At 60.5% G+C, this 25,173-nt stretch carries 24 protein-coding genes and 1 tRNA gene; 18 read left to right on the top strand and 7 right to left on the bottom strand.

Translation table 11 applies throughout. The features are described 5' to 3' along the window. Positions 1-4 precede the first annotated feature (4 nt). From tsaB to ACW4YW_RS14285, 6 genes are all read left to right on the top strand, one after another. Entirely contained in the window at positions 5-700 is a 696-nt protein-coding gene (tsaB, locus tag ACW4YW_RS14310) for a tRNA (adenosine(37)-N6)-threonylcarbamoyltransferase complex dimerization subunit type 1 TsaB (RefSeq protein WP_457138164.1), read from the top strand. After that, entirely contained in the window at positions 697-1,158 is a 462-nt protein-coding gene (rimI, locus tag ACW4YW_RS14305; RefSeq protein ID WP_457138163.1) for a ribosomal protein S18-alanine N-acetyltransferase, read from the top strand. The genes tsaB and rimI overlap by 4 nt, the downstream gene beginning before the upstream one ends. A 10-nt stretch (positions 1,159-1,168) precedes the next feature. Beyond that, complete coding sequence (locus ACW4YW_RS14300; protein WP_457138162.1) at positions 1,169-2,164, top strand: uracil-DNA glycosylase family protein; 996 nt, start codon at positions 1,169-1,171, stop codon at positions 2,162-2,164. Between the two features lie 113 nt (positions 2,165-2,277). Beyond that, positions 2,278-2,871, top strand: coding sequence for a LemA family protein (locus tag ACW4YW_RS14295; RefSeq protein ID WP_309564334.1), 594 nt, complete (start codon positions 2,278-2,280; stop codon positions 2,869-2,871). A gap of 18 nt (positions 2,872-2,889) precedes the next feature. Continuing rightward, on the top strand, positions 2,890-3,762 hold the full coding sequence (locus ACW4YW_RS14290; RefSeq protein WP_457138175.1) for a TPM domain-containing protein: 873 nt from the start codon (positions 2,890-2,892) through the stop codon (positions 3,760-3,762). A gap of 3 nt (positions 3,763-3,765) precedes the next feature. Continuing rightward, entirely contained in the window at positions 3,766-4,275 is a 510-nt protein-coding gene (locus ACW4YW_RS14285; protein WP_457138161.1) for a TPM domain-containing protein, read from the top strand. A gap of 76 nt (positions 4,276-4,351) precedes the next feature. Here the strand turns inward: ACW4YW_RS14285 and ACW4YW_RS14280 are convergent, their stop codons facing one another. After that, positions 4,352-4,882 carry a hypothetical protein gene (locus ACW4YW_RS14280; protein ID WP_457138160.1) on the bottom strand — a complete coding sequence of 177 codons (531 nt, stop codon included), beginning with the start codon at positions 4,880-4,882 and terminating at the stop codon, positions 4,352-4,354. A gap of 248 nt (positions 4,883-5,130) precedes the next feature. Between ACW4YW_RS14280 and ACW4YW_RS14275 the strand changes: the two genes are divergently transcribed. From ACW4YW_RS14275 to ACW4YW_RS14260, 4 genes are all read left to right on the top strand, one after another. Next, complete coding sequence (locus ACW4YW_RS14275) at positions 5,131-5,538, top strand: hypothetical protein (RefSeq protein WP_457138159.1); 408 nt, start codon at positions 5,131-5,133, stop codon at positions 5,536-5,538. A gap of 95 nt (positions 5,539-5,633) precedes the next feature. Then, complete coding sequence (locus tag ACW4YW_RS14270; protein WP_457138158.1) at positions 5,634-7,355, top strand: proline--tRNA ligase; 1,722 nt, start codon at positions 5,634-5,636, stop codon at positions 7,353-7,355. Continuing rightward, the gene (locus ACW4YW_RS14265; protein WP_457138157.1) at positions 7,355-7,981 is read left to right on the top strand and encodes a lytic transglycosylase domain-containing protein; all 627 of its coding nucleotides are present in this window, start codon (positions 7,355-7,357) and stop codon (positions 7,979-7,981) included. The genes ACW4YW_RS14270 and ACW4YW_RS14265 overlap by 1 nt, the downstream gene beginning before the upstream one ends. A 9-nt stretch (positions 7,982-7,990) precedes the next feature. Next, complete coding sequence (locus ACW4YW_RS14260; protein WP_457138156.1) at positions 7,991-9,097, top strand: hypothetical protein; 1,107 nt, start codon at positions 7,991-7,993, stop codon at positions 9,095-9,097. 13 nt (positions 9,098-9,110) lie between these two features. On the opposite strand, the gene ACW4YW_RS14255 is transcribed toward ACW4YW_RS14260, so the two are convergent. Both ACW4YW_RS14255 and queA read right to left on the bottom strand, forming a co-directional pair. Then, positions 9,111-10,721 (bottom strand): inorganic phosphate transporter, encoded by a 1,611-nt coding sequence (locus ACW4YW_RS14255; protein ID WP_457138155.1) that lies wholly within the window; start codon positions 10,719-10,721, stop codon positions 9,111-9,113. A gap of 99 nt (positions 10,722-10,820) precedes the next feature. Then, a complete protein-coding gene (gene queA, locus ACW4YW_RS14250; RefSeq protein WP_457138174.1) occupies positions 10,821-11,849 on the bottom strand; it encodes a tRNA preQ1(34) S-adenosylmethionine ribosyltransferase-isomerase QueA in 1,029 nt (342 codons plus the stop codon). 33 nt (positions 11,850-11,882) lie between these two features. On the opposite strand from queA, the gene ACW4YW_RS14245 reads away from it, so the two are divergent. From ACW4YW_RS14245 to ACW4YW_RS14220, 6 genes are all read left to right on the top strand, one after another. After that, positions 11,883-11,967 (top strand) — tRNA-Leu (locus ACW4YW_RS14245). A gap of 226 nt (positions 11,968-12,193) precedes the next feature. Continuing rightward, positions 12,194-12,850 carry a PepSY-associated TM helix domain-containing protein gene (locus tag ACW4YW_RS14240; RefSeq protein WP_457138173.1) on the top strand — a complete coding sequence of 219 codons (657 nt, stop codon included), beginning with the start codon at positions 12,194-12,196 and terminating at the stop codon, positions 12,848-12,850. A 10-nt stretch (positions 12,851-12,860) separates the two neighbouring features. Further along, complete coding sequence (locus tag ACW4YW_RS14235; protein WP_457138154.1) at positions 12,861-13,376, top strand: DUF2271 domain-containing protein; 516 nt, start codon at positions 12,861-12,863, stop codon at positions 13,374-13,376. Between the two features lie 31 nt (positions 13,377-13,407). After that, positions 13,408-14,214, top strand: coding sequence for a DUF4198 domain-containing protein (locus tag ACW4YW_RS14230; protein ID WP_457138153.1), 807 nt, complete (start codon positions 13,408-13,410; stop codon positions 14,212-14,214). Between the two features lie 2 nt (positions 14,215-14,216). Then, positions 14,217-15,233, top strand: coding sequence for an FAD:protein FMN transferase (locus tag ACW4YW_RS14225; RefSeq protein ID WP_457138152.1), 1,017 nt, complete (start codon positions 14,217-14,219; stop codon positions 15,231-15,233). Beyond that, positions 15,230-16,810 (top strand): flavodoxin domain-containing protein, encoded by a 1,581-nt coding sequence (locus ACW4YW_RS14220; protein WP_457138151.1) that lies wholly within the window; start codon positions 15,230-15,232, stop codon positions 16,808-16,810. Before ACW4YW_RS14225 ends, ACW4YW_RS14220 begins: the two co-directional genes overlap by 4 nt. Positions 16,811-16,895: 85 nt before the next feature. Here ACW4YW_RS14220 and ACW4YW_RS14215 read toward each other — a convergent pair whose 3' ends face one another. The 4 genes from ACW4YW_RS14215 to ACW4YW_RS14200 form a co-directional block, all read right to left on the bottom strand. Then, entirely contained in the window at positions 16,896-18,314 is a 1,419-nt protein-coding gene (locus ACW4YW_RS14215) for a GGDEF domain-containing protein (protein WP_457138150.1), read from the bottom strand. Between the two features lie 130 nt (positions 18,315-18,444). Further along, on the bottom strand, positions 18,445-20,718 hold the full coding sequence (locus ACW4YW_RS14210) for a CHASE2 domain-containing protein (protein WP_457138149.1): 2,274 nt from the start codon (positions 20,716-20,718) through the stop codon (positions 18,445-18,447). Between the two features lie 17 nt (positions 20,719-20,735). Continuing rightward, positions 20,736-22,367 carry a FecR family protein gene (locus ACW4YW_RS14205; protein WP_457138148.1) on the bottom strand — a complete coding sequence of 544 codons (1,632 nt, stop codon included), beginning with the start codon at positions 22,365-22,367 and terminating at the stop codon, positions 20,736-20,738. Between the two features lie 19 nt (positions 22,368-22,386). After that, complete coding sequence (locus tag ACW4YW_RS14200; RefSeq protein WP_457138147.1) at positions 22,387-23,100, bottom strand: response regulator transcription factor; 714 nt, start codon at positions 23,098-23,100, stop codon at positions 22,387-22,389. Between the two features lie 354 nt (positions 23,101-23,454). Here ACW4YW_RS14200 and glnK point away from each other — a divergent pair, with 354 nt between their 5' ends. Next, positions 23,455-23,793, top strand: coding sequence for a P-II family nitrogen regulator (gene glnK, locus ACW4YW_RS14195; protein ID WP_230346479.1), 339 nt, complete (start codon positions 23,455-23,457; stop codon positions 23,791-23,793). A gap of 12 nt (positions 23,794-23,805) precedes the next feature. After that, positions 23,806-25,110: an ammonium transporter gene (locus tag ACW4YW_RS14190; protein WP_457138146.1), complete on the top strand. Its 1,305-nt coding sequence runs from the start codon at positions 23,806-23,808 to the stop codon at positions 25,108-25,110. Positions 25,111-25,173: the final 63 nt, after the last annotated feature.

Raw genomic sequence — 25,173 nt, 5'->3', positions numbered from 1 at the left:
CGGCATGAAACTCCTCGCCCTAGATACCTCTACGGAATACCTGTCGCTGGCCTTGCTGCTCGATGGCAAGCTGGCCGAGCGCGAGCTGTTGGCGGGCCAGTCCCATTCCCAGCGTATCCTGCCTTTGCTGCGCGAGCTGCTGGACGAAGCGGGCGTCGGGTTGCGCGACCTGGACGGCATTGCCTTCGGCGCAGGCCCCGGCTCGTTCACAGGCTTGCGCATAGGTTGCGGCGTCTCCCAGGGGCTGGCCTTTGGGGCCGGGCTGCCCGTCATCGGAGTGAGCACCTTGCTGGCGCTGGCTGAGGATGCCCAGGGCGCCGGCAGGGTGGTCGCCTGCCTGGATGCGCGCATGGGCGAGGTGTACCACGCTGCCTATGAGAAAACAGCGGCAGGCTGGCAGGAAGTCATTGCCCCCGGACTGTATGCGCCGGATGCGGTGCCGGCAATCGAGGGCGCGGGCTGGACCGGGATCGGCAGCGGCTGGAAGGCTTATGCGCAAGCGCTGGAGCAGTGCTATGGCCGGCAACTGGCGCAGTGTCTTCCCCAGGCCTATCCGCGTGCCGTGGCGATTGCGCGATTGGCATTGCCCGGGTTTGAAGCCGGCCTGGGGCGTCCGGCCAGCGAAGCCGCGCCCTTCTATATCCGCAACAAGGTCGCGCTGACCACGCGCGAGCGCGAAGCCAGAGCGGCCGGCGCATGAACGCCGTGCTGAAGCCCGAGGCCAGACTGAGGCCCATGCAGGCGGCAGACCTGGATACCGTGTCCAGAATAGAGCCGACGATTTTCCCTTACCCCTGGACGCGCGGCAACTTCAGCGACTCGCTGAGCGCCGGCCATAGCTGCTGGGTATATGAGCGCGACGGCGATCTTTTCGGCTATGCCGTCATGATGCTGGTGCTCGATGAAGCGCACCTGCTCAATATCAGCATCGCGTCGCCCTGGCAGGGCAAGGGCTATGGACGCAATCTGCTGGCCCATATGATGGATATCGGCCGTCAGCATGGCGCGCTGAACATGTTCCTGGAAGTGCGTCCCTCCAATCAGGCGGCGCTGAGCTTGTACGAAAGCATGGGCTTCAATGAGATGGCGGTCCGCCGCGGTTATTACCCCGCGCCTGAGGGGCGCGAGGATGCCGTGCTGATGGGAGCTGCATTGTGAGGGGGGCGTCATGGGCCTGAGCCGCGAGGATATGTTGCGTGAGCTGGAGTTATTGCCGGTCTGGCGCTTGCGTGACCCGGCAGTATTGCCGCCCGCAGGTCAGCCGCAGGATGAGCGGCGCGAGGCCGCAGCAATTGAGCCTGAGTCGGTAGAGGCGAGGGCAGACGCTTCTGCCAGCGAGGTCGCCAGTGAGCCGTTACAAACCCAGGCGCCTGGCCCGGTTGAAACCGCGCCAGCTCCGATAGCGGCTCAAGCGGAGCCCATTCCCGAGGCAGGCAATCATGAGGCTGGCGATATGCAGCCCGATCCGGAATATTTCGAAGCCATGCAGTCATGGCCGGAGTTCGGTGACAGCGTCGTACCGCCATTGTTCGAAGACGAGGTTTCCGCTCCGCAGGGCGACAGGCGAACCGCCATCATGGCCATGGATTGGCAAGCCTTGCAGCAGAGCGTGTCGGAATGCGAAGCGTGCGACCTGGCACAGAAACGCACGCAAACCGTGTTCGGCGTCGGCGACCCGAATGCGGAATGGCTGTTCGTCGGCGAGGCGCCCGGGGCCGAGGAGGACAGGCGCGGCGAACCATTCGTCGGTCCGGCTGGCCAATTGCTCGACAATATGCTGGCCGCCATCGCACTGAAGCGCGGCGAGAATGTCTATATCGCCAATGTGCTCAAGTGCCGTCCGCCTGCCAACCGCGATCCGCATGGCGAGGAAGTGGTGAAGTGCGACCCTTACCTCAAGCGCCAGGTGGAGCTGATCAAGCCGAAATTGATTGTCGCGCTGGGCAAGTTCGCGGCGCAGTCGCTGCTTGCCAGCGACAAAAGCATTGCCGGCTTGCGCGGCAAGCTGCATGATTTTCACGGGGTGCCGGTGATCATCACTTACCATCCGGCCTACCTGTTGCGCAACATGCCGGACAAGGCCAAGGCCTGGGACGACTTGTGCTTCGCGCGGGAAACCATGCGGGGCTTGCAATCGGCGGCATCGCCCCCATCTTCAGCTTAGTTTAATGATGGGCATGAGCCCGTGTTTAGAGCGTCCGGTGAAATCGCTTCGTTAAGTTTTGCCAGGCGCTTCATCAGTGGATTGAATTGATTCTTGGAACGAAGGGATAGAACATGCAAAAAATCTGGTTGAAGTTGGCGGCGCTATTGATGGTGCTGACCTTGAGCGGTTGTGGCTATAACACTTTCCAGAGCCTCGATGAACAGGTCAAGGCGGACTGGTCGGAAGTGCTGAACCAATACCAGCGCCGTGCCGACCTGGTGCCCAACCTGGTGAACACCGTCAAGGGCTATGCCTCCCACGAGCAGGAAGTGCTGACCCAGGTGGCGGATGCGCGCTCCAGGGTGGGCAGCATCCAGGCAACGCCGGAACTGCTTAACGATGAGCAGGCATTTGCGCGCTTCCAGGCTGCGCAAAGCCAGATGACCTCTGCGCTCTCGCGCCTGATGGCCGTGGCCGAGAATTATCCCCAGCTCAAGGCGGATGCCAACTTCCGCGACTTGCAGGCGCAGCTGGAAGGCACCGAGAACCGCGTGACAGTGGCGCGTAACCGCTACATCAAGTCCGTGCAGGCTTACAACACCGCCGTGCGCCAGTTCCCCAACAACCTGACCGCCAAGATGTTCGACTACCAGCCCAAGCCCAACTTCTCGGTGGAGAATGAAAGTGAAATCTCCAAGGCGCCCGCTGTCAGCTTCGATAAGTAATAGGGCAGCGTGTCGGTTTTGTTGAACAAGCATTCATACACCAGGCTGTTGGCGCCGCTATTGTGGTTATGGCTGGCGATTGCCGGCTGCGTCCATGCGGATGAGGTGGCGGTGCCGGCATTGACCGCCAGGGTGACGGATCTCACAGGCACTCTGAGCCAGCAGGAACAGGCGGCGCTGGAAAGCAGGCTTGCGCAATTCGAGCAGGAGAAGGGCAGCCAGATCGCAGTGCTGCTGGTGCCGACCACGGCGCCGGAAGCGATAGAGCAATATTCCATGCGCGTGGTGGAAGCCTGGAAGCTCGGGCGCGGCAAAGTCGACGACGGCGTCCTGGTGCTGGTGGCCAAGGATGACCGCAAGATGCGCATCGAGGTGGGTTACGGCCTCGAGGGAGCGATTCCCGATGTGATTGCCAAGCGCATCGTGTCCGACGTGATGGCGCCGGCATTCCGCCAGGGAAATTTCTATGGCGGCATCGATGCGGCGCTGGGCTACATCACGCGCCTGATTGCCGGTGAAGGGCTGCCTGCGCCGCCCAAACCGCAGGCTCAGGGTGGCCAAGGCGGTGGCGGGTTTGGTGAAATGCTGCCCTTACTGCTATTCGGCGGCCTGATTCTCGGCGGCGTGTTACGCGCCATATTCGGCAATTTCCTCGGCAGCGCGATCAATGGCAGTTTGGTGGGCGGCGCGGTGATGTTGTTCGGCGGCGGGCTGCTGTTTGCCGCGGCGCTGGGTTTTGTCGCATTCTTCATCACCATGGTCGGCTCCGCCATGGGCGGCGTGCCGATCGGCGGCGGTGGTTTTGGCGGCGGCCGTGGCGGCTGGGGCGGAGGCGGTTTCTCTGGCGGCGGCGGTGGTTTTGGAGGAGGAGGCGCCTCGGGCGATTGGTAAGGCATGAAGAAGCGACATACACTCCTGCGGCTGCTGGCGCATATATTCAATACCCCGTGGCATGTACGGCGGCATTTCCCTGCTGCTGCATTGCAGCGCATCGAGCAGGCGATTGCCGCTAGCGAGAAAACGCATGACGGCGAAATCCGCTTCGTCGTCGAGGGCGACCTGCATCCTCTGGCCGTGCTGCGCGGCGTCACGCCGCGCCATCGGGCGATCCAGCTGTTCTCGCAGTTGGGCATCTGGGATACCGAGCAGAACAACGGCGTGCTGATCTACCTGCTGATGGCGGACCATGACGTCGAGATACTGGCCGACCGCGGCATCAACCGCCACCTGGGCCAGCATGGCTGGGAATGCATCATCAAGGTGATGCAGGAGAAATTCCGCCAGGGGCAGTTCGAGGAAGGCGTGGTCTATGCCATCACGGAAATCGGCAAGTCCTTGCAACAGCATTTTCCCGCAACGGCGGATGACAAGAACGAGCTATCCAACAAGCCCGTGGTATTGTAGAGGCCTGGTTAGGCCCGCACTAAGAACTGTAAACACAGCCATATATATAAAGTAGTGAAAGGCTTTGTTCGCCCGGCTAGGTGTAGTTGAGCACCTCTCCGCGCAATGTGTAGCTGGCGACTCGGCAGGCTTCGACAATTGGGCGCCAGGCGCGGCCGTAGATCTCGCTGCACGGCACATGGTCGATATGGTGCTTCATGTCCGCAGGCTCCGGCGCCAGCAGCGTGTTCGCCGCCTCGATTTGCGAGAAGATGATCATGACCTGCTCGACGGCGGTAATGGTGCCGAGGTTGTGCAGCGGAATGGCGTGCAAAGCCTGTTCAAGGCGGCCCAGCTTGCTGCGGTTGAAGTCGCGCATCTGCCGGGTTTCGTTTTTTAATGGGTTGCTGCGCAACTGTTCGATATTGTGCAATGTCAAATAGATGTCGTAGGCGATCTTGTGGGTGACCGACATCAGCCGTTTGGAATAGCCGCGCTGTTCCATGCTGCGGCGACGGGTATCCACATAGTTTTGCCAGGCAGAGATACCGATGGCGGCGAAAATGGCAACGACGGAGCCGATGGCCTGGACCCAGGCGGCCCATTCAGATGAAGTGAGTGTTGTCATAGCGGTACGGCGTCAATCTTTCTATGTTGTACATGCTTGCATGCGATATGCCATGCGGCAATAAGGTTATAACAGTTTTTTGGTATTGTGGTGAGTGCCCATAAAAAAACAGCAAGCGCATGAGTGCTGTCGTTTGGTGGGAAAGGGGCGGTCGAGGCCAAAAGTCGAGACCGCCAGCATGCCGTCCTCAGCTTTTGTCGCGGCATGCCGTTATATTAAATGGATACCATCCATGGAAAGGCAATAAAATGAAAGCCTTATTTAGAGGTAGTGTCATCAAGGGAATGAGGCTGGTCGGCGTATACGAAGACGAAGACCAGGCCGTTATCGAGCAGTACCTGGACCAGCTGGACGGTCCTGTCACCGACAACGGGGAAAAGCTGTTCCACCAGTTCGTCGACCTCATCCCGTCTTCCCAGTCAACGCAATATGGCGATATTCCCTTGCAGTCCCGCGTGATCCTAGTATCTGGCAGCCTGACGCGCGGCATCGTGGCGTGGGGCCCGTTCCCGGCGCGTTCGATTGCGCTCGGGTACGCGGTGAACCTCAGTTTCGGCCAGACGGCGAATTACTACGTCGTCGACCAGGAACCCGAATTCGTACCGTTGCGGGACAAGCTCTATAGCCTGGTCGAGAATACTGCCGCTGTCGCATAAGGCCTGCTCAAGCTCTTGGCCAGCGCATTGCGGCTGACGCGGCGCACGTTTCCCGATAGAATTCGCAGCATCCGAAATTTCCAAGAAGCGATAACATGCGTGCGTCACAGTTTTTCATAGCAACACAAAAAGAAGCGCCCCAAGAGGCGGAGCTTCCCAGCCACAAGCTCATGCTGCGTGCCGGCATGATCAAGCGCCTGGGCTCGGGCCTGTACAGCTGGATGCCGTTGGGCCTGCGCGTGTTGCGCAAAGTGGAAACCGTCGTGCGCGAAGAAATGAATCGTGCGGGCGCGATGGAATTGCTCCTGCCGGCCGTGCAGCCCAAGGAGCTGTGGGAGGAAACCGGCCGTTGGGCGGTATTCGGTCCGCAGATGCTGAAAATCCGCGATCGTCACGAGCGTGATTTCTGTTTCGGCCCCACGCACGAAGAAGTGATCACCGATATCGCGCGCCGCGAGATCCGTTCCTACAAGCAATTGCCGCTGAACTTCTACCAGATCCAGACCAAGTTCCGCGACGAGATCCGTCCGCGCTTCGGCGTCATGCGCGCGCGCGAGTTCGTCATGAAGGACGCATACTCCTTCCATACCAACCTGGAATCGCTGCAACAGACCTACGACGCCATGTACCAGGCCTACAGCAACGTATTCAACCGCCTGGGCCTGAAGTTCCGTGCCGTGCGCGCGGATACCGGCGCCATCGGCGGCGACGGCTCGCATGAATTCCATGTGTTGGCGGACTCAGGCGAGGATGCGCTGGCCTATTGCGAGAGCTCCGACTTCGCAGCCAATGTGGAATTGGCGGAGGCGCTGGCTCCAGCACACCCAAGAGCCGAGGCGAAAGAAGCCCTGCGCGAGGTGGACACCCCCAAGCAGACCACCTGCGAGGACGTGGTGGCATTGCTCGGCATCACGCTGCAGCAGACCGTGAAGTCGATTGCCGTGGTGGCAACCGACGAGTCCGGCAAGCCCCAGTTTTACCTGTTGCTGCTGCGCGGCGACCATGCGCTGAATGAAATCAAGGCCGCAAAGGTGCCTGGCCTGTCCAGTTTCCGTTTCGCCTCCGAACAGGAAATCCGCGACCATCTCAATTGCCCGCCCGGTTTTATCGGCCCGGTAGGCGTTTCCGAGCAGGTCAAGGTGGTGGCAGACCGCAGCGTGGCGGTGATGAACGACTTTGTTTGCGGCGCGAACAAGCCTAAACTCCACCTGGCCGGCGTCAATTTCGGCCGCGACCTGCCGGAGCCCGTGGCGGTGGCCGATATCCGCAACGTGGTGGAAGGCGACCCCAGCCCGGACGGCAAGGGTTCCATCAGCTTGTGCCGCGGCGTCGAGGTCGGGCACATTTTCCAGTTGCGCACCAAGTATACGGAAGCCATGGAAGCGACCTACCTCGATGAAAACGGCCAGAAGCAGTTCATGGAAATGGGTTGCTACGGCATCGGCGTATCGCGCATCGTCGGTGCTGCGATCGAGCAGGGCAACGACGAGCGCGGCATCATCTTTCCCGTAGCCATGGCGCCGTTCTCGGTGGCGATTGCGCCGATCGGCTATGACAAGAGCGAGGCCGTGCAGTCTGCCGCCCATGCGCTGTATGACGAGCTGTCCGCAGCAGGCATCGATGTGCTGCTGGATGATCGCGGCGAGCGTCCAGGCGTCATGTTTGCCGACCTGGAGCTGATCGGCATCCCTCACCGTATCGTCATCGGCGATCGCGGCTTGAAGGAAGGCCAGGTCGAATACCAGCCACGTACCGCTTCCAGTGCCGAGACCGTGCCACTGGCGGATATCGTGTCCGTGATCAGGAAGGCGCTCTGATGCAGCGGGCTGGCTTACTGTTGTTCGCCAGCCTGTGGTGCGCCAGCATATCGGCTTATGCCGGCGCGCAGAAGGAAGAACCCCTGTCCAACAGCGTGCGTGCGATGATGCAGCGCTCGATCAGCGACAGCGCGGCGCCGCGCTTGGTCGCCGCCAGCCAGGAGGAAGGGGAGGCCTGGCTGCAAATGATGTCCAACCGGTTGCAAAAACGGATTCCCGACATGCGGATGCGCGAGGATTTCCTGCGTACCGTGCATTACGAGGCGACGCGGGCCGGGCTGGACCCGCAATTGGTCCTGGCGCTGATCCATGTGGAAAGCGCATTCAACAAGTATGCGGTGTCGTCGGTCGGCGCGCGCGGCTATATGCAGGTGATGCCGTTCTGGGTCAAGGCCATCGGTGCGAATGACCACAACCTGTTCCACATGCGCCTGAACCTGCGCTACGGCTGCACCATCCTGCGGCATTACCTCGATATCGAGAAAGGCGACCTCTACCGTGCCCTGGGTCGCTACAACGGCAGCCTGGGCAGGCCGGAATATCCCAACCTCGTCGTCAATGCCTGGCGCAAGTCCTGGACTTACCAACCGCCCGCCGTGCCGGTCACGGCAACGGCATTCAACTAGGGAGCCATAGTGGCAGCTGGCTCTGACCGTAACAAGCGCCGCCTGCTTGTCTATATTTCCGGCCATGGCTATGGGCATGTGGCGCAGATTGCGCCCGTGCTCAATCAATTGGTGCAGGACCAGCCGCATCTGGCACTGGTGGTTTGCAGCGCGGTCGGCGAAGGTTTCCTGCGCTCGCGCATTCACGTCCCATTTATATATGAGTCCCGTCGCGCCGATTTCGGCATGCTAATGCAATCAGCGCTAGAGGTTGATATGGCGGCCAGCGTCGCCGCCTACCTGGACTTCCATGCAGACTGGGACATAAAGGTCGAGGCCGAGGCCGCATGGATCGCCGCGCAGCATGCGGATGCCGTGCTCAGCAACGTGGCCTACCTGCCGTTGGCTGCGGCGCTTGGCCTGCCCGCTTTGTCCATGTGCTCGCTGAACTGGGCGGACATCCTCCGCCATTACGCAGCCGACCCCGCTCTTGATCACGTGCAGCAGCAAATGCGCGCTGCTTATGCCAGCGCGCGCGGTTTCCTGCGTATCGAGCCTTCCATGGAAATGCCGTGGCTGGATTGCCATGCAGTGGGACCGGTTGCGGATATGGCGCACGAAAAACGTGCCGCCATCCTGCAAGCAATCGGGCTGCAGCACGGCAGGCAGCATAAGCTGGTATTGGTCGGCATGGGCGGTATCAATACGCAGGTGAATCCTGCCGATTTTCCGCGATTGCCAGATGTGCACTGGTTATTGCCGCAAGCCTGGATGCAGGGCGTGAAGCGTGCAGATTTCCATGCGCAGGAGCCGCTACGGATGCATTTCTCCACCCTGCTGGCGAGCAGCGATCTCGTGCTGACCAAGCCTGGCTACGGCACATTCGTCGAGGCGGCCTGCCATGGCGTTCCCGTACTGTATGTGCCGCGCGACGGCTGGCCGGAACAGGATTGCCTCATTTCCTGGTTGCGGGTGAACGGTCGCTGCCTGCATGTGGATGCAGGCCGGCTGGCAAGCGGGAATTTTGCCGGCAGCCTGCTGGAAATGCTCAATGCGCCGAAACCGCAGCGGGTAGCGCCGCGCGGCAATCGCGAAGCCGCCGGCTGGATTGCCAGGCGGCTTGGCCTTGAGTCTTGATGGAATAAGTCGATTAAATAAACTGCGAGAACAGCCAGTAAAGCGATCCGGAAAGCAGCATCGCCATGGGCAGGGTCAGCACCCAGGCCATCAGCAGGTTGCGGATGGTGCCCATTTGCAGGCCGGAGCGGTTCGCGGCCATGGTGCCCGCCACGCCGGAAGACAGGACCTGCGTAGTCGATACCGGCAAGCCGTAGAGGTCGGCTGCGCCGATGGTCAGCATGGCGACGGTTTCCGCCGAGGCGCCTTGTGCGTAGGTCAAGTGGGTCTTGCCGATGCGCTCGCCCACGGTGACCACGATACGCTTCCAGCCCACCATGGTACCCAGCCCGAGTGCGATCGCAACCGCGATCTTCACCCAGAGCGGGATGAACTTGGTGGCCTTGTCGATTTCCTTCTTGAAGGCCATGAGGTTGGCCTTGGTGTTGGCATCCAAATGCACCGCTTCGGGATTCTTGTCGATCAGGCGGATGGCTTCCGAAGTCAGGTACATGTCGTTACGCACGTTGGCGACCGCATCCGCAGGCACCTTGGCCAGGCTGCCGTAGCCCTTGACTTGCTCCCCGATGCTGCCGGTGACTGCCGCCAGCGCGGGCAGGAGTTCAGGCGTCGCTTCCTTGGTGCGGATGTAGACGGAAAGGGTTTCCAGCGGCTTGTTCGGAGCTGCGCCGGGCGCGGTATTCTGCAGTGCAGCCTGGGTGACCTGCGCCACCGCGGCAAACTGGACCGCCTGGTCGGCAGGCATGGCGCGGTTCAGCGCATATGCCATGGGAACGGTACCCACCAGGATCAGCATGATGAGGCCCATGCCTTTCTGCCCGTCATTGGAACCGTGCGCGAACGAAACGCCGGTACAGGTCAGGATGAGGATGCCCCTGATCCAGGCCGGCGGCGGCTTGTTGCCCTTGGGTTCACGGAAAAGCTCACGGTTCTTGACGATGGTGCGCAGCGCGAGCAGCACGAGCGCTGCGGCAATGAAGCCGACCAGTGGCGAGAGTAGCAGTGAGTAACCGACCTTGCTCGCCTGTGCCCAGTCCACGCCGCTGGTGCCGTCGCGGCCATGCATCAAGGCATTGGCGACGCCGACGCCGATGATGGAGCCGATCAGGGTGTGCGATGAGGAGGCAGGCAGGCCCAGGAACCAGGTGCCCAGGTTCCAGAGGATGGCGGCGATGAGCAAGGAAAACACCATGGCGAAGCCGGCGGCGGAGCCGACTTGCAGGATGAGCTCCACCGGCAGCAGGGAAATGATGCCGAACGCCACGGCGCCGCTGGAAGCCATGACGCCAAGGAAATTGAAAAAGCCGGACCAGACTACCGCTACATTGGCAGGCAGGGAGTGCGTGTAGATGACGGTGGCGACGGCGTTGGCGGTGTCATGGAAGCCATTGACGAACTCGAAACCCAGCGCAATCAGCAGGGCCACGCCCAGCAGGATGAAAGGCAGCCAGGTGGTGGGGGACGTGTCGGAGTTGCTGACGTCGTGGTTCAGGCTGGCAACGGTGAATAACAGCCCTGCAAACAAGGTGCCGAAAAACAGAATTTGGGTAATGAGGCTGGGCTTCAGGCTCAGCTCCGGACGACTACTGACGGGTTTGCTTGAGTGCGACGCTTTGGTATTCATCAAGAGTTGGGTTTTCGCTGGAAGAGCCAGCATTGTGCTGGCGCATTATGACATATTCATGACATTCATGCGTCATTGATGTGTGCTTGTCGCATCCTCCTAGTCTTGCCGCTCGATCAGCATGGCATCCCCATAACTGAAGAAACGGTAGCGGGCGGCCACGGCATGGGCGTAAGCGGTGCGGATGTGCTCCACGCCCGCAAAGGCGGAAACCAGCATCAACAAGGTACTCTTGGGCAGGTGAAAATTGGTGAGCAGGCGTTCCACCACCTTGAAGCGGTAGCCCGGCGTGATGAAGATGTCAGTTTCTCCCTGGCCCGCCTGCAATGCTCCGGAGCGTGCGGCGCTTTCCAGTGCGCGCAACGCCGTCGTGCCCACTGCCGTGACCTTGCCGCCGTCGGCCTGCGTCCGTTGTATCAGGTCCACGGTGCTTTGCGGCACGGAATAGAGCTCGCTATGCATTTTATGCTCGCTGATATTGTCCACGCGCACCGGCTGGAAAGTGCCGGCGCCGACATGCAAGGTGACGTAGGCGATATTGACGCCCAGGTTTCTCAGCCCGTCCAGCATGGCATTGTCGAAATGCAGGCCGGCCGTGGGAGCGGCTACGGCGCCTGGTTCGCGGGCATACACGGTTTGGTAGCGCTCTTCGTCGGCACTTTCTGCATCATGCGTGATATAGGGCGGCAAGGGCAGGCTGCCGTGCCGCTCCAGCAAGTCCAGCAGCGGTATGTCGCCCAGGACCCTCAAATGGAAGAGGTCATCCTGGCGTCCTACCATCTCGGCCTCGAAAGCATCCGCAATGCGCAAGATATTGCCGGGCTTGGGCGCGCGCGAGGCGCGGACATGGGCCAACGCCTCGAAGGGCCCGGTAACGCGCTCGACGAGAACCTCTACCTTGCCGCCGCTGAGCTTTTCGCCATGCAGCCTGGCCTTGATGACGCGGGTGTCGTTGAAAATGAATAGGTCGCCCGGTTCAACTAGATCCGGCAAGTCGAGGAACAGCCGGTCGGCCAGCCGGCCGCTATTGCCTTCCAGGTGAAGCAGGAGGCTTCCCCTGCGTTCCTTGGCGGGAAATTGGGCGATCAGGTCGTCAGGCAAGAAAAAATCGAAATCAGTAGTGCGCATTGTCATAAGGGTTGCTATAATGCACGCCTTGTTGCCGGGGTGGCGGAATTGGTAGACGCAGCGGACTCAAAATCCGCCGCCGCAAGGTGTGGGGGTTCGAGTCCCCCCCCCGGCACCAATCAGGCAATATTCTCCTAAAAAATCCCTTGTTGTTCCGTAAGTTGGTCGTTCTTTTTCCGCGTCGGCATGCTGCCGTCTGGCGGAGGCCGGATTATACCGGAGCTTACGGCAACTTGCCTTCGCTTCATTACACTTCTTTACATTTATCCGACATTCTTTTGCGTGCAGGCGTCATGCTTGATACGGTCGAGGCGATAGTCTTTGCTATAATGAGATAAGTTCTCATTTATCGGGCTCGCCAGCGTTCGTACGTTGACATGCAAAGCAACCAAGCTCAAAAGACACGCTCATTCTGGCTCAAGCATCTATATCGCTGGCACTGGATCAGTTCCGCCATCTGCCTGGTCGGCATGCTGCTATTCGCCGCAACCGGCCTGACGCTCAACAATGCGGGCCGGATCGAGTCCGAGCCGGTGGTCACCAAGAAAAACGGACAGCTTCCCGCCCCATTGCTGCCGAAGCTGCAGCAATCGCAACCTGACAACGCGCCCTTGCCCAAGGTGATTGCGGACTGGATGGCAGGCGCGCTGGGCATCGAGGCGGGTGAAGGGGCCGGGGAATGGTCGGAGGACGAGGTCTATATTTCCCTGCCGCGCCCGGGCGGAGATGCTTGGGTGGTGATCGACCGGGAAAGCGGCGAATTGAATTACGAGCTGACCGAGCGCGGCTGGGTTTCCTATTTCAACGATCTGCACAAGGGGCGCAATGCCGGGCTGGCGTGGAGCTGGTTCCTGGATGTGTTTTCCGTCATGGCGCTGGTGTTCTCAATCACCGGCCTGTGCCTGCTGCACATGCACGCGGGCAACCGTCCGTTTACCTGGCCGTTGGTGGGCCTGGGCCTGGTTCTGCCCCTCATTCTGGCAATATTATTCATTCATTAAGGAGAGCTTGATGCGATACGCAGTAATTCCGGCCTTGCTCGCGGCCATGTTTGCCGGTACCAGCCATGCGGCCGGGCTGGACGTCAAGGTGACGATCCCCAGGATCAACGCCGCCGAGTACCACCGTCCCTATGTGGCGATCTGGGTGGAAACCCCCAACCAGGATATCGCGACCACCTTGTCCGTCTGGTATGCGAAGGACAAGGCAGACAACAAGGGCACCAAGTGGCTCAAGGATTTGCGCCAATGGTGGCGCAAGGGCGGGCGCGACGTGAATATGCCGCTGGACGGCGTTTCGGGCGCAACCAAGCCGGTGGGCGAGCATACGCTTTCCTATACCGAAGGCAAGGCGCCCTTGGAGAAGCTGGCTGCCGGGGAGTACAACCTGGTAGTCGAAGCCTCGCGCGAGAAAGGCGACCGCGAACTGGTGCGCGTCCCATTCAAGTGGCCGGTGCAAAAGGCGGAAACCCTGAAAGCCAGTGGCGAGTCGGAGCTGGGCGCGATTAGCCTGGAACTGAAGCCTTGAATGCCCACATGACAACGGAATCCTGATCGATATGAAATCTATAAAGTCTATAAAATATGCATTGGCTGCTGTCGCGGCCTTGAGCGCAAGTGTCGTCCACGCGCACGGATATTGGCTGCTGCCATCGAGCACCGTGTTGTCCGCACCGCAGTTCGTCACGTTCGACGCTGCGGTTTCGAATGATCCTTTCCACTTCAACCACCGCCCATTGCAGATCGACGAACTGAAGATCGTCGCACCGGACGAGAGCCTGCTGCAGCCTGCCAATGTCAGCAAGGGCGAGCTGCGTACGACGTTCGATGCCTATTTCGAGAAGAACGGCACCTACCGCTTGTCCTTGTACCGAGAAGGCGTGCGCGCCTTCTGGAAGGATGGCGACCAGCCCAAGCGTTTCATGGGTTCTGTCGAGGAGTTCCAGCAGCGCGTGCCTGCAGATGCCAAGGACCTCAAGGTGTCGGAAATCGCCAACCGGCTCGAAACCTACGTGACCGTGGGCTCTCCGAGCAAGATCAAGACAACGGGGCGCGGCCTGGAGGTTGTGGCCGGCACGCATCCGAACGACCTGGTGGCGGGCGAGCCATTGACCCTGCAATTCCTGGTGGACGGCAAGCCGGCGGCGGGGGTTGAGGTCGAGGTCATCAAGGGCCAGACCCGCTACCGCAACCAGAAGGGCGAGCAGAAGCTCAAGAGCGATGCCAATGGCAAGGTGACGATAGCCCTGCCCGAAGCCGGCCTCTACTGGCTGGATGCGGACTATACCGACAACAAGGTGCAAACCAAGGTGGCCAAGGAGCGCAGCCTGGCCTATGTGCTGACGCTAGAAGTATTGCCGCAATAGGCATGCGGCAGGTATTGATCCCGCAGCGGCTTGCGGATTTGCCGCGCGAGCTGCCCAGCGGCCGCATTGTCGCGCTCAGCGGCGAGACCATGGGGACGACCTGGTCCGTTCGCTATGTCGAAGCAGCCGGGCTTGCGGAGAATACAGTGGCAGAGACGGTGGAAGCCGCGCTAGACCAGGTGGTGCAGCAAATGAGCACCTGGCTGGAGGATTCGGCGATCAACCAGTTCAACCACGCTGCGCCTGATACGGAAATGCCGGTGCCGGCCGAGTTTGCCGCAGTGCTGTCCAAGGCGCTGGCAGTTGCCGCGCGGACGGACGGTTGCTTCGATCCTACCCTGGGGAACCTGGTCAACCTGTGGGGGTTCGGCCCGCGGCAGGCGCAGGCGTTACCGCCGACGCAAGCCAGCGTCGATGAGGCGTTGCGGGAAAGCGGTTGGAAGAGGTTGGAATTCGACCCCGCCCGGCGAGCGCTGAAGCAGCCTGGAAAGCTCGCCCTGGATTTTTCCGGCATTGCCAAGGGCTTCGGTGTGGACCAGGTGGCGGCGGCATTGCGCGAGCACGGCTTGCAGCATTACCTGGTTGAAGTCGGCGGCGAGTTCTACGGGCATGGCATCAAGCCGGATGGGCAGCCCTGGTGGGTGGCCTTGGAGCGTGCGCCGGAAGCCTCAGTAATGGATGAGTACGTGGTAGCCGTGCATGGCATGGGTCTCGCCACCTCTGGCGACTATCGCCGTTATTTCGAGCACCATGGGCAGCGCTATGCCCATACCATCGATCCGCAGACCGGCTGGCCGGTTGCCCGGGCCCCGGTTTCCGTCAGCGTGCTCGCACCCAGCTGCATGGAGGCCGATGCGTTTGCCACGGCCCTGACCGTCATGGGCCTGGAGCGTGGCCTGGCGTATGCGCAGACGCATGACATCGCCGCCTTGTTCACGGTGCAGACGCAAGCTGGCCAAGTTGGCAAAACCAGCTTGATGCAACAGGCATCGCCCAGGCTGCGGGAAATGTTGCAGTGACGCGGACATATGCTGCCTTGCTCGGCCTGCTGTTGCTCAGCGGCGAGGCGCAGGCGGCCGTGAACAACCCTGCTTTCAACCGCTATGCAATTGCCTTCGGCATATGCATGGCCTACCTGGTGTTTTGCTTCTGGATCGTCAAGCGCCATCGGCGGCTGTCGGCTGTCCCGGTGCCGTTAGCGGCTGCTAATGTCGAGACAGTGCTGGTGGGCTATGCCAGCCAGGGCGGCTACGCCCGCGAGCTGGCATTGAAGACGGCCGAATCCCTGCAAGAGGCGGGCGTGCCCGCACAGTGCCTGGCATTGGACGCGATTGATGCCGCCGCGCTGGCAAAGGCCCGCCGCGCATTGTTTGTCGTCAGTACCACGGGGGAAGGCGATCCTCCCGACAATGCCCGCGGTTTTGTGCAGGATGCCATGACGGCGACGCCGTCGCTCGCGCATCTGCAATACGGCATCCTGGCACTTGGGGACAGCAGTTACGCCAATTTCTGCGGTTTCGGCCACCAGCTCGATGCCTGGCTGCAGCATGTGCATGCATTGCCTTTGTTCGACCTGGTGCAGGTGGATGCGGGCGATGCCGGGGCATTGCGCCACTGGCAATATCAACTGGGCTTGCTGGCAGGCAGTACCGAGATGCCGGACTGGGAGGCACCGCAATACCAAGCATGGCGCCTAGTGCTGAGACAGCAATTGAATGCAGATAGCTCCGGCGCGCCGGTCTATCACCTGGCGTTGCGTGTCGAGTCGGCCAGCGGGACATGGCAGGCCGGCGATATTGCCGAAATCGGTCCGCGCAATCCCTCGCATGAGGTGGCACATTTCCTTGCGCAACTGGCATTGGACGGCGCGGCTATGGTGGACGGCAGGCGCCTGAGCGATTGGCTGCAGGAGCGCCTGTTGCCCCACGCGGAATCCGAAGTAAAGGCACTCCGGGGCTTATCGCCTGATCTGCTGTTGCAGCAATTGCGTCCCTTGCCTCACCGTGAATACTCGATTGCCTCCTTGCCCGGCGACGGTCAGTTGGAGCTGCTGGTACGGCAGGCATCATATGCCGACGGGCGCCTGGGCCTGGGTTCTGGCTGGCTTACGCAATACGTCGATCTAGGCGGCACGGTGGCATTGCGCATTCGTGAGAATGCGGCCTTCCATCCTCCCTCAGAAGACCGGCCCTTGATCCTGATCGGCAACGGCACCGGCATCGCCGGGTTGCGCGCGCACCTCAAGGCGCGGGCAACCTCTGCAAGGGCGCCCAACTGGCTACTGTTCGGCGAGCGCAACGCGGCGCATGACTTTCATTTCATGGATGAGATACGCGCCTGGCACTCCAGTGGTGTCTTGTCCAGGCTGGATACCGCATTCTCGCGCGACCAGGCGCAGAAGCTGTATGTGCAGCATGTGCTGGCTGCCAACACCGGCCTGTTGACGGAGTGGGTGGCACAGGGGTCCGCCATTTACGTCTGCGGCAGCGCCAACGGTATGGCGCAAGAGGTGCATGCGGTCCTGCTGCAAGCGCTGGGCGAGGATGTTCTCACCCAACTTGCCTCCGAGAGCAGGTACAGGCGGGATGTGTATTGATGCCCGCCTGCTGCGGTATAAAAAGCATGCCTGGAAAAAACGGGGGTCGGACGGACACCAGGCATGCGCAAAACTTCGATAATCCCTAATGCGGCGACATGACGCCCGGCGGAAACAGGGATTTGCTCCAGGCCAAGCTGTGCGCGAGGTCCTCGTAGCGTACGATGCGGTTCCTGCCCAGGCGCTTGGCGGTATATAGCGCGAGATCGGCCTGGGACAGCAGCTCGTTGATAGAGCGGTTTTCGTAAGGGCCTTCCCATGTGGCATGGCCGATGCTCACACACACTTTGCGGTGGTTACCTGCCGATATCTTGAGTTTCTGGACCGCCATATGCAGTTTCCGCGCGATCGCGTGGCAGCCTTCTGCCGTACTGTTCGGTAGCAACACCACGAATTCCTCGCCGCCGAACCGGGCGACAAAATCCCCAGGTCGCTGCATGTTGGCGTGCAATGTCTGGGCAATCTTCTTCAGGCATTTGTCGCCCTTGATGTGGCCGTACTGATCGTTGTATTCCTTGAAGTGGTCGATATCCACCATGAGGATGGATAGCGAGCTGTTATTGCGCTGCGCACGCCGCCATTCGAGCGCAGCGGTGTCGTCGAAATAGCCGCGGTTGTAGATGCCGGTGAGGCTGTCCTTGTGGGCTTTTTCCAGGAGCGCGGAATGCGAGTCAGCCAGGTCGCGGGAGAACTGGCTGAGCTGCAGGATCAATACGGCGAGCAAAGTGGTGGAGGAAAACAGGCTGAGCAGTTGCGCCATGTACCAGTTGGCGCTGAACGGGGTGCTGTCTATCAGCAGGTGTGAGACATAGCACAGATGGGACAGCGCCGCGACGGACAGGAAAATGGTGACCAGCTTGTTGTCGCTGCAAAAGGTGCGCACTAGGGCGAAAGTGGCGGCCGCCATGATCCAGCTGCCCCAGCCCAGCGGCGCGGTGACGATAGACGCGCTGCTCATGATGGCGGAAAACAGGTTGCCGGAATTGAGCGCCAGCATGTAGAGGATGATGCCGAGCAGCGGGGTGAGCATGAACGGCACCGTATTCTTGCCAAGGCTGATGCGGTTCAGTTGCGGAAAGGAGTCGGCCGCCTTGCGGAATATCATGGCAATGATGATGAAGCCGCAGAAGCCGAACTGCCAGTATGCGCCCCAGTTGGACATGGTGCTGGATGAGATGGCAGCGGTGTTGACAGGCGCGACAGATGATCCATGCATCGAGATCAGGCTGGTGATGGCAGCCAGGGCATAGATGGCGTAGGCGCCGGCCAGCGGCACCAGGAAGAATTGTTTCTGGATTTTGAACTGCAACAGCAGGAGCAGGGCAGTGGTCGTGGTGCTGAGCACGACCAGGGTGGCGACGACAGGGGCGAATGCCGCCAGTTGCGGCCATGGACGCGTGGCGTGCAGCATGGCGAGCAGACTGGCCGTGATCAGCAACAACATGAGAAAGCGTGTTGTCCAGCGTAAACGGGATGAAACTGTTTGGTGCAGGATGGCGTCCATCGCCTCCCCTTCTGCTTAATTTACTTTTGGTTTGACGCTATCTTGCAGTAGCCAAATGCCTTGTCATAGGGATCTGACAATTGTTGACATTTGCTGGCGCGCGGGCCGGGGAAACGCTTGGGAAAAGATGCTAGGGGTGCTTGGGGACGAGGATGCGGAAGGTGCTGCCTGCGCCAGGCACGCTAGTCAGCCGCACCTCGCCCTGGTGGCGGGTGGCGACGGCCTGGACAAAGGCCAGGCCCAGGCCGGTGCCCTCGATATGAGGATGGCTTTGTTGGTGCACGCGGCTGAATGACTGGAATAGTTGCGACTGCGCTTCCGGGCTGATGCCGATGCCGGCATCCTGCACCGCGATGCTCCAATACCTGTCTGCCGTGCGGATGCTGCACGAGATGGTGGAGTGGTCCGGGCTGAACTTGATGGCATTGCTCAGCAGGTTGGTGATGGCACGCTTGAACAGGGTGCCGTCGACGCAGGCATGCGCCTCGGATGGCGTATCGGCCAGGGTGATGGTGATGTCGCGCGCATAGGCGAGGATCCAGGCATCGTCGATCGCCTCATGCAGCAGGTCAGCCAGGTTGATGTCGTTTAGCTGGTAATGGCCGGATTTGGCCCGCGTCAGCTGCACAAAGTCGTCTGCCAGCGTCAGGGCGTTGTCGGCATGTTTTTCTATCATGCTCAGCCAGCGCTCCTCGATCTTTTCCGGGCTCAGTTTCTGCAGTTCGACCAGGGAGATGATGGAAGACAGGGGCGCGCGTATGTCGTGCGTGATGAAGCGGAAGGCCTCGTCACGGTCCTTTTCCGCCTGCCAGAGCTTGGAAACGTCGATGATGCTGAATATCCAGCCGATATGCTGTTCAGCGGCATCCTTGCATGGCGCGAGCTTGACGAGCAATTCGCGCTGTTTGTCATCCTGCGCCTCCACCTCGATTTCGAGCTGGGCTTGCAGGATATCCGTGTTGATGACGGGCTGATTGCTCTGCTTGTCCTGGATATGCTGCAACAATGGCAGCAATGGTTGCTGCTGCAGCATGGCGGAGGTATCGACGCCGAAATATCCGGCCGCCGTCTGGTTGGCAATACGGATGATGCCGTCGGGATCGCAGATCAAGGTGGGGTCCGGCAGCCCGTTGACGCTATCGCTGATGAAGCGGTGCATGCCTTGCAATTGATGGGTGGCTTCATGCAGGGCGTTGATGCGCTTGTCGAGGAAATCATGGAACGCAGCGGGAGCCTGCGGTATCGACAGCATAGGAAAGTCGCGCTTGAAGGATTCGAACTCCGCCGCCAGGAAGCGGGCAGCGGTGTCCAGGCGGTGCCAGCTCCAGAGCGGATAGATCAGGATCAGGCCGAGCGCTCCTGCCGATGGCGCCAGCAAGATGCCGAATGCGATGGCTACCCCGTAGGTGACCAAGAGCAGCAGGAGGAGCAGCGAAAAGCTGAGCAGCAAAGCGGAGAGCGGGCTCAATAGCATGAAGCCGAGCAGGGCCAGGCTGACAAAAGCAAGGTTGAGCGCGATATTCTGCCAGACAGTGGCGGGCGCGAGCATGCGGCCGCTCAACTGGCTCTCGAGGATGTTGGCGAGGATTTCAACGCCAGGCATCAATAGGCCATCGCTTGAAACCGGGGTGGCGTATTGGTCGCCGATGCCGGTGGCGGTGGCGCCCACCAGCACCAGCTTGTCCTTGAAACTGTCGTCAGGAATCCTCCCTTCGATCACATCTCGGTAGGAGATGCGGGGAAAATAGCCTTCCTTCCCTGCGTAAGGGATCAGTTGGGCAATGGATTGCTTCGCGCCGCTATGCTGGTATGGGAGTTCTGCGCCTCCCAGTATGGCCTTGCTGAAGTGTGGGTATCGCACTTGGCCTGCCGATTGTTGCATGAGCGCCGAGCGCACCACCCCGTCGTAATCCACCTTGATGTGGACATGCCCGAGGCTGGCTGCTGCTTGCGAGAATATGGGGGCCGGGGTTTGCACATGACGGTTTTGCCCTGCATCGCTGAAGACGACAGGCAGCGTGACCACGCCGCTCTGCCTAATGGCCCGGGCCAGTAATTGGTCGTCCTCAGGATGCTGCAGGTCGGCTTCGCTGAACAGGATGTCGAGGCCGATGGCGGTCGGCCGTTGTTCGCTGATGCGGTTGACCAGCTCTGCATGCAGGCTGCGGCGCCAGGGCCAGCGGCCGAATGTGGCGACGCTGTCGTCGTCAATCGCCACGATCATTAACTTGCCAGTCAGCGGATGCTGCTGGCTGGCAATGATGGCATCCTGGATCAGGTCGTCGGTAATGATGAGTGTGCGCTGGTGGGACAATGCCGCTATCAGGACCAGGATGATCCCCGAGATCAGCAGCCAGAGCCGTTTGCTATATAAGGGAGCCGAAGATAGCGTCGTCGAAGGCATGCAGTGCGTAACGGCGCTCAGGACTTGGGTTTGTCAAACCAGGTGCGGTCGACGCCATCTTCTTCGTGCTTCACCTCGATGATGCGCGCATCGGAGAACGGCCCGGTATGGTTCTCCAGCTTGGTGGCGAGCCTGACGTAATAGCGCCCAGCCGGCAGTGACTGGAGATTGATGCTCGGGCTATCGAGTGCCTGTTCGGCCACCAAGGATTCAAACTGGGGCGTGCGGCTGACCTGGGCTATATAGCGGACATCCTGCAGCGTGCTGGTCCAGTAGGCCTGCCCCGGTATGACGGCTGGGGTGCCGGCATCCTCGCTGATGATGATGTCGACTGGTAAACTGTACGGCCCCAGGGGACTTCCCTCCCGAGAGGCTAGGGCGGCGACGCGCCAGTAGTAGCGTCCTTCCGCGAGCGATTCGAGCTGGTATTGGCAATGGTCGAGGTTGTCGGCGTCCACGACAAGCCGCTGGAACTCGCGGTCGCTGGCAATTTGCAGGTGGTAGCCTTGTGCGCCTTCCACTGGCGAGCAACGCAGGATGCTGTTGCCGGCAACGATTTGCCCCTGTTGGGGGGCCAAGAGCCAGGGGCTGGAGGGATGGCTGTGGATGGTGAAACGGTGCTGGGCTTCATAGCCTACAATGCCATGGATATCCAGCGCGCGGACTGCCAGCAGGTATTCTCCATCCTGCATGCTGGGAAGCTCCGCACCGGCCGAGTTCGATGCCGCGTTCCACAGTACTTGCTCCATGGCTTCGTCCTGGGCGATCCGGTACTGGTATTCGCGGCTGCCATCCAGGGCCGGCCAATTGAACTGCAGTAGTTCTGGTTCGTTGAGCGTAGACGGCAACTGGCTCAAGTCCGGCGCTGCCAGCAATGTTTGCACCTCTCCGAGGCTGTTGTCGTTGGCCGCGATGCCTTGCCCGGCTTGCAGCATTTTCCCGGACTTGGGCTTGCCTGACTTTGCCGGCTGCATTTCCACTTGGCCCTGGGTCACGCTGGTGGTGGAAGTGTCGCCCGCTCCCATGGTGAAGCGCGTGCCGCGCACTGCGGCCACTGCCTGCGGCGTGATGACCTTGAAATGCTGCGGATTGCGCTTGGGCGCAGGCGTCACCGAGACGTCCACGTCGCCCTGTTCCAGGTAGATGACCCTCTGGCCTTGCGGCACCAGGCCGCCTTCCTTGATGCGGTCCAGGCGCACCCGGGTATTGGACAGGATGCGGGCAACGCTGTGGTCGGCAAATTCCAGCGACAGGTAGCTGTTCTGGCCAGTGCGCACGATATTGCCTTCGGTCAATTGGTCGCCATGCGAGATGCTTTTGATCGTGTTGCCTGCATCGTCGACCAGCGATACCTCGCCATGGACGAAGCTGGCAGTGACGGTGCTGCTGACTTGGGGAATGAGCAGGCTGGTGCCTGGCTGCAGGCGGTGCGGGTCGGGAAGGCGGTTGAGCTTCTGGATGTCCGGCCAGGCAAGCGGGTCGCCCATATAGCGGGCGGCAAGATTGTAAAGGTTGTCCCCGGGCTCTACGGTGTGGCTGACCGTATCGGCCTGAGCCGATGCGTGGGCCGCCAATACGAGCCCGACCAGGAAGGCCGGCCGCCAGTTAGGCCGCCATGGCGAATGTCCGTGATTGCGCACTGCGTTCATGTGATCCCCAGTAATAATATTAAGAATTCTCTTCCAGTAACGGCACCAGCGTATCGCTTTCGAGCCGGTAGCCCATGCCATAGACCGCGGCCAGCTTGTAGCCGTTGTTGGGGTGCAGTTTCAGCTTGGAGCGGATCGCGGAAATATGCGTATCCAATGTGCGGGTCTGCAAATCCACCGACTGTATGCCCCAGATCTGTTCCTGGATATGCTGGCGCGACAGCAGGCGGCCCTGGTTCTGGAACAGGAACAACGCCAGCTCGAACTCCTTGTTCTTGAGGGTGACCGGTATGCCCTTATGCTCGAAGCGTTGCTGTGCCACATTACACTTATAGTTGCCCCAGACGAATTCCTGCTGGGTCTTCTGGGGATAGAGCCGTCGCAGGAGCGCGTTGATGCGGGCGTGCAGTTCGCGCACGCGGACCGGTTTGCTCATGAAGTCGTCGGCGCCGGAGGTGAGGCCATGCACCACGTCGCGTTCGTCGCTGCGGTTGGTGATCATGAGGATGGGAATGGCCTCCTTGATGTTGGCGCGCACCCATTGCACGATTTCCGGGCCCGATGTGTCGGGCAGCTCCCAGTCCAGGATGAGGAAATCGAAGGTTTCGTGCTGCAATGTGCGTAGCAAGGATTTGCCATCATTGAAGGTGTGGCAGTCATGTCCCAGTGACACTACCGTTTTCTCTATGAGCTCCAGTTCCGAGTTGTTGTCATCCAAGGCAGCAAAACGCATTTCTTTTCTTCCTTTTTTTGCATTATAGGCGCGCATGACGGAAACATGCCAAGCCATTGCGGCAATATCACGCACCACCATAGCCAATCTTATACCGCCGCCCTCCCGGGAGATTGTCAACAAATGTCAACCGTTCAGCTTGCGTTTGCCGCACCTCAATGGTGCGTTGCGCGATTGTGGTGCATGGAAATCCTTCCAAGGGATGCGGGTAGCCTATCAATTTTTTATATGTTGATGAAAAATAAAAGAAATTAATGCTGGCACAAGAGTTGCTGAACATCGGCTGTTATAACGAAATAAACGGATGCGCCAGGGCTCTGGCGATGATCAACAACTTTGATGCAAGGAGCATGTATGAAATTCATATCCGCTATCATCAAGCCGTTCAAGCTTGACGAGGTGCGGGAAGCTCTTTCCGCTATTGGCGTACAAGGAATTACTGTCACTGAGGTGAAGGGTTTCGGGCGCCAAAAGGGGCATACCGAGCTTTACCGCGGCGCTGAATATGTGGTGGATTTTCTTCCCAAAGTGAAACTGGAGGTCGCCATTGAAGACAGCTTGCTGGATCAGGTGATTGACGCAATCGAGCAATCTGCCAGCACCGGGAAGATCGGGGATGGCAAGATTTTTGTCTTTGATCTTGAACAGGCTTATCGTATCCGCACCGGTGAAACCGGCGCCGATGCGCTTTAAGGGGAGGGCGTCATGAAGCGATTCTTATCCATTTCCACCTTGCTGGGCGGCATGCTGGCGGCAGGCTCCTGTATAGCCGAAGAAGTAGCCGCGGAAGCACCAGCAGTCTTGAACAGCGGCGATACCGCCTGGATGATCGTGGCCACCGTGCTCGTCATCATCATGGCCGTGCCCGGCCTCGCGATTTTCTACGGCGGCATGGCACGCTCCAAAAACATGTTGTCGGTATTGATGCAGGTGCTGGTGACATTCTCCCTGCTGTCCGTATTGTGGGCGGTATATGGCTACAGCCTGGTCTTCACCGAGGGCAACGCCTTCATCGGCGGCCTGAGCAAGGCTTTCCTGGCGGGCATTACGCCGGACAGCCTCGAGGGCACCATTCCCGAACTGCTGTTCGTCACTTTCCAGATGACCTTCGCGGCCATCACCCCGGCCCTGATCGTCGGCGGTTTTGCCGAGCGCATCAAGTTCCCCGCGGTCCTGTTGTTCATGGTGCTGTGGATGACGTTCTCCTACCTGCCGATGGCCCACATGGTCTGGGGCGGCGGCTGGATCGGCGAAATGGGCGCGGCTGACTTCGCTGGCGGCACCGTGGTGCACATGAATGCGGGTATCGCAGCCCTGGTGGGCGCTCTGGTGCTGGGCAAGCGCATCGGTTACGGCAAGGAAGCCATGCCGCCGCACAACATGGTCCTGACCATGGTCGGCGGTTCCCTGCTGTGGGCCGGCTGGTTCGGCTTCAACGTCGGCAGCGAACTGGCTGCTGACGGCATGGCGGGCCTGGCGGTGGTCAACACCCAACTGGCAACCGCTGCCGCCGTCGTCGGCTGGGTGATTGCCGAATGGCTGAGCAAAGGCAAGCCTTCCATGCTGGGCGCGATTTCCGGCGCGATTGCCGGCCTGGTTGCGATCACTCCCGCTTGCGGCTTCGTCGGCCCGATGGGTGCGATCGTACTCGGCTTCATCGCCAGCCTCATCAGCTTCTGGTCCGTCACCAAGCTCAAGAACGCACTCGGCTACGACGACACCATGGACGTGTTCGGCGTCCACGGTATCGCCGGTATCGTCGGCGCGCTGGGCACTGGCATCTTCATGGCGCCATCCCTGGGCGGCGTCGGTTACGACGAAGGCGTGACCATGGGCCACCAGTTCTACGTGCAAGCCGTGTCGGTTGGCTTCACCGTGGTCTACGTTGGCATCGTCAGCTACATCCTGTTCAAGATCGTGGACCTGGTGGTCGGCCTGCGCGTCTCAGAAGAGGACGAGCGCGAAGGCCTGGATACAGCGTCCCATGGCGAGCGTGCGTACCACTCCTAAATAGCCTGGCAGTTTCAGGCATAGAAAAAGCCCGGCGAATGCCGGGCTTTTTATTCGTCGTTG

The organism is Methylobacillus pratensis (assembly GCF_054072455.1).
This window is presented reverse-complemented; position numbering and strand designations above follow the sequence as displayed.

Bases quoted from the DNA above. Each gene is read 5' to 3' on its own strand.
- queA (WP_457138174.1), bottom strand. From the start codon at position 11,849: ATGCGCACTACTGATTTCGATTTTTTCTTGCCTGACGACCTGATCGCC.
- tsaB (WP_457138164.1), top strand. From the start codon at position 5: ATGAAACTCCTCGCCCTAGATACCTCTACGGAATACCTGTCGCTGGCC.
- ACW4YW_RS14265 (WP_457138157.1), top strand. From the start codon at position 7,355: ATGCAGCGGGCTGGCTTACTGTTGTTCGCCAGCCTGTGGTGCGCCAGC.
- ACW4YW_RS14215 (WP_457138150.1), bottom strand. From the start codon at position 18,314: ATGGACGCCATCCTGCACCAAACAGTTTCATCCCGTTTACGCTGGACA.
- ACW4YW_RS14230 (WP_457138153.1), top strand. From the start codon at position 13,408: ATGAAATCTATAAAGTCTATAAAATATGCATTGGCTGCTGTCGCGGCC.
- ACW4YW_RS14225 (WP_457138152.1), top strand. From the start codon at position 14,217: ATGCGGCAGGTATTGATCCCGCAGCGGCTTGCGGATTTGCCGCGCGAG.
- ACW4YW_RS14300 (WP_457138162.1), top strand. From the start codon at position 1,169: ATGGGCCTGAGCCGCGAGGATATGTTGCGTGAGCTGGAGTTATTGCCG.
- rimI (WP_457138163.1), top strand. From the start codon at position 697: ATGAACGCCGTGCTGAAGCCCGAGGCCAGACTGAGGCCCATGCAGGCG.
- ACW4YW_RS14255 (WP_457138155.1), bottom strand. From the start codon at position 10,721: ATGAATACCAAAGCGTCGCACTCAAGCAAACCCGTCAGTAGTCGTCCG.
- ACW4YW_RS14270 (WP_457138158.1), top strand. From the start codon at position 5,634: ATGCGTGCGTCACAGTTTTTCATAGCAACACAAAAAGAAGCGCCCCAA.
- ACW4YW_RS14210 (WP_457138149.1), bottom strand. From the start codon at position 20,718: ATGCCTTCGACGACGCTATCTTCGGCTCCCTTATATAGCAAACGGCTC.
- ACW4YW_RS14285 (WP_457138161.1), top strand. From the start codon at position 3,766: ATGAAGAAGCGACATACACTCCTGCGGCTGCTGGCGCATATATTCAAT.
- ACW4YW_RS14205 (WP_457138148.1), bottom strand. From the start codon at position 22,367: ATGAACGCAGTGCGCAATCACGGACATTCGCCATGGCGGCCTAACTGG.
- ACW4YW_RS14200 (WP_457138147.1), bottom strand. From the start codon at position 23,100: ATGCGTTTTGCTGCCTTGGATGACAACAACTCGGAACTGGAGCTCATA.
- ACW4YW_RS14280 (WP_457138160.1), bottom strand. From the start codon at position 4,882: ATGACAACACTCACTTCATCTGAATGGGCCGCCTGGGTCCAGGCCATC.
- ACW4YW_RS14190 (WP_457138146.1), top strand. From the start codon at position 23,806: ATGAAGCGATTCTTATCCATTTCCACCTTGCTGGGCGGCATGCTGGCG.
- ACW4YW_RS14235 (WP_457138154.1), top strand. From the start codon at position 12,861: ATGCGATACGCAGTAATTCCGGCCTTGCTCGCGGCCATGTTTGCCGGT.
- ACW4YW_RS14295 (WP_309564334.1), top strand. From the start codon at position 2,278: ATGCAAAAAATCTGGTTGAAGTTGGCGGCGCTATTGATGGTGCTGACC.
- glnK (WP_230346479.1), top strand. From the start codon at position 23,455: ATGAAATTCATATCCGCTATCATCAAGCCGTTCAAGCTTGACGAGGTG.
- ACW4YW_RS14275 (WP_457138159.1), top strand. From the start codon at position 5,131: ATGAAAGCCTTATTTAGAGGTAGTGTCATCAAGGGAATGAGGCTGGTC.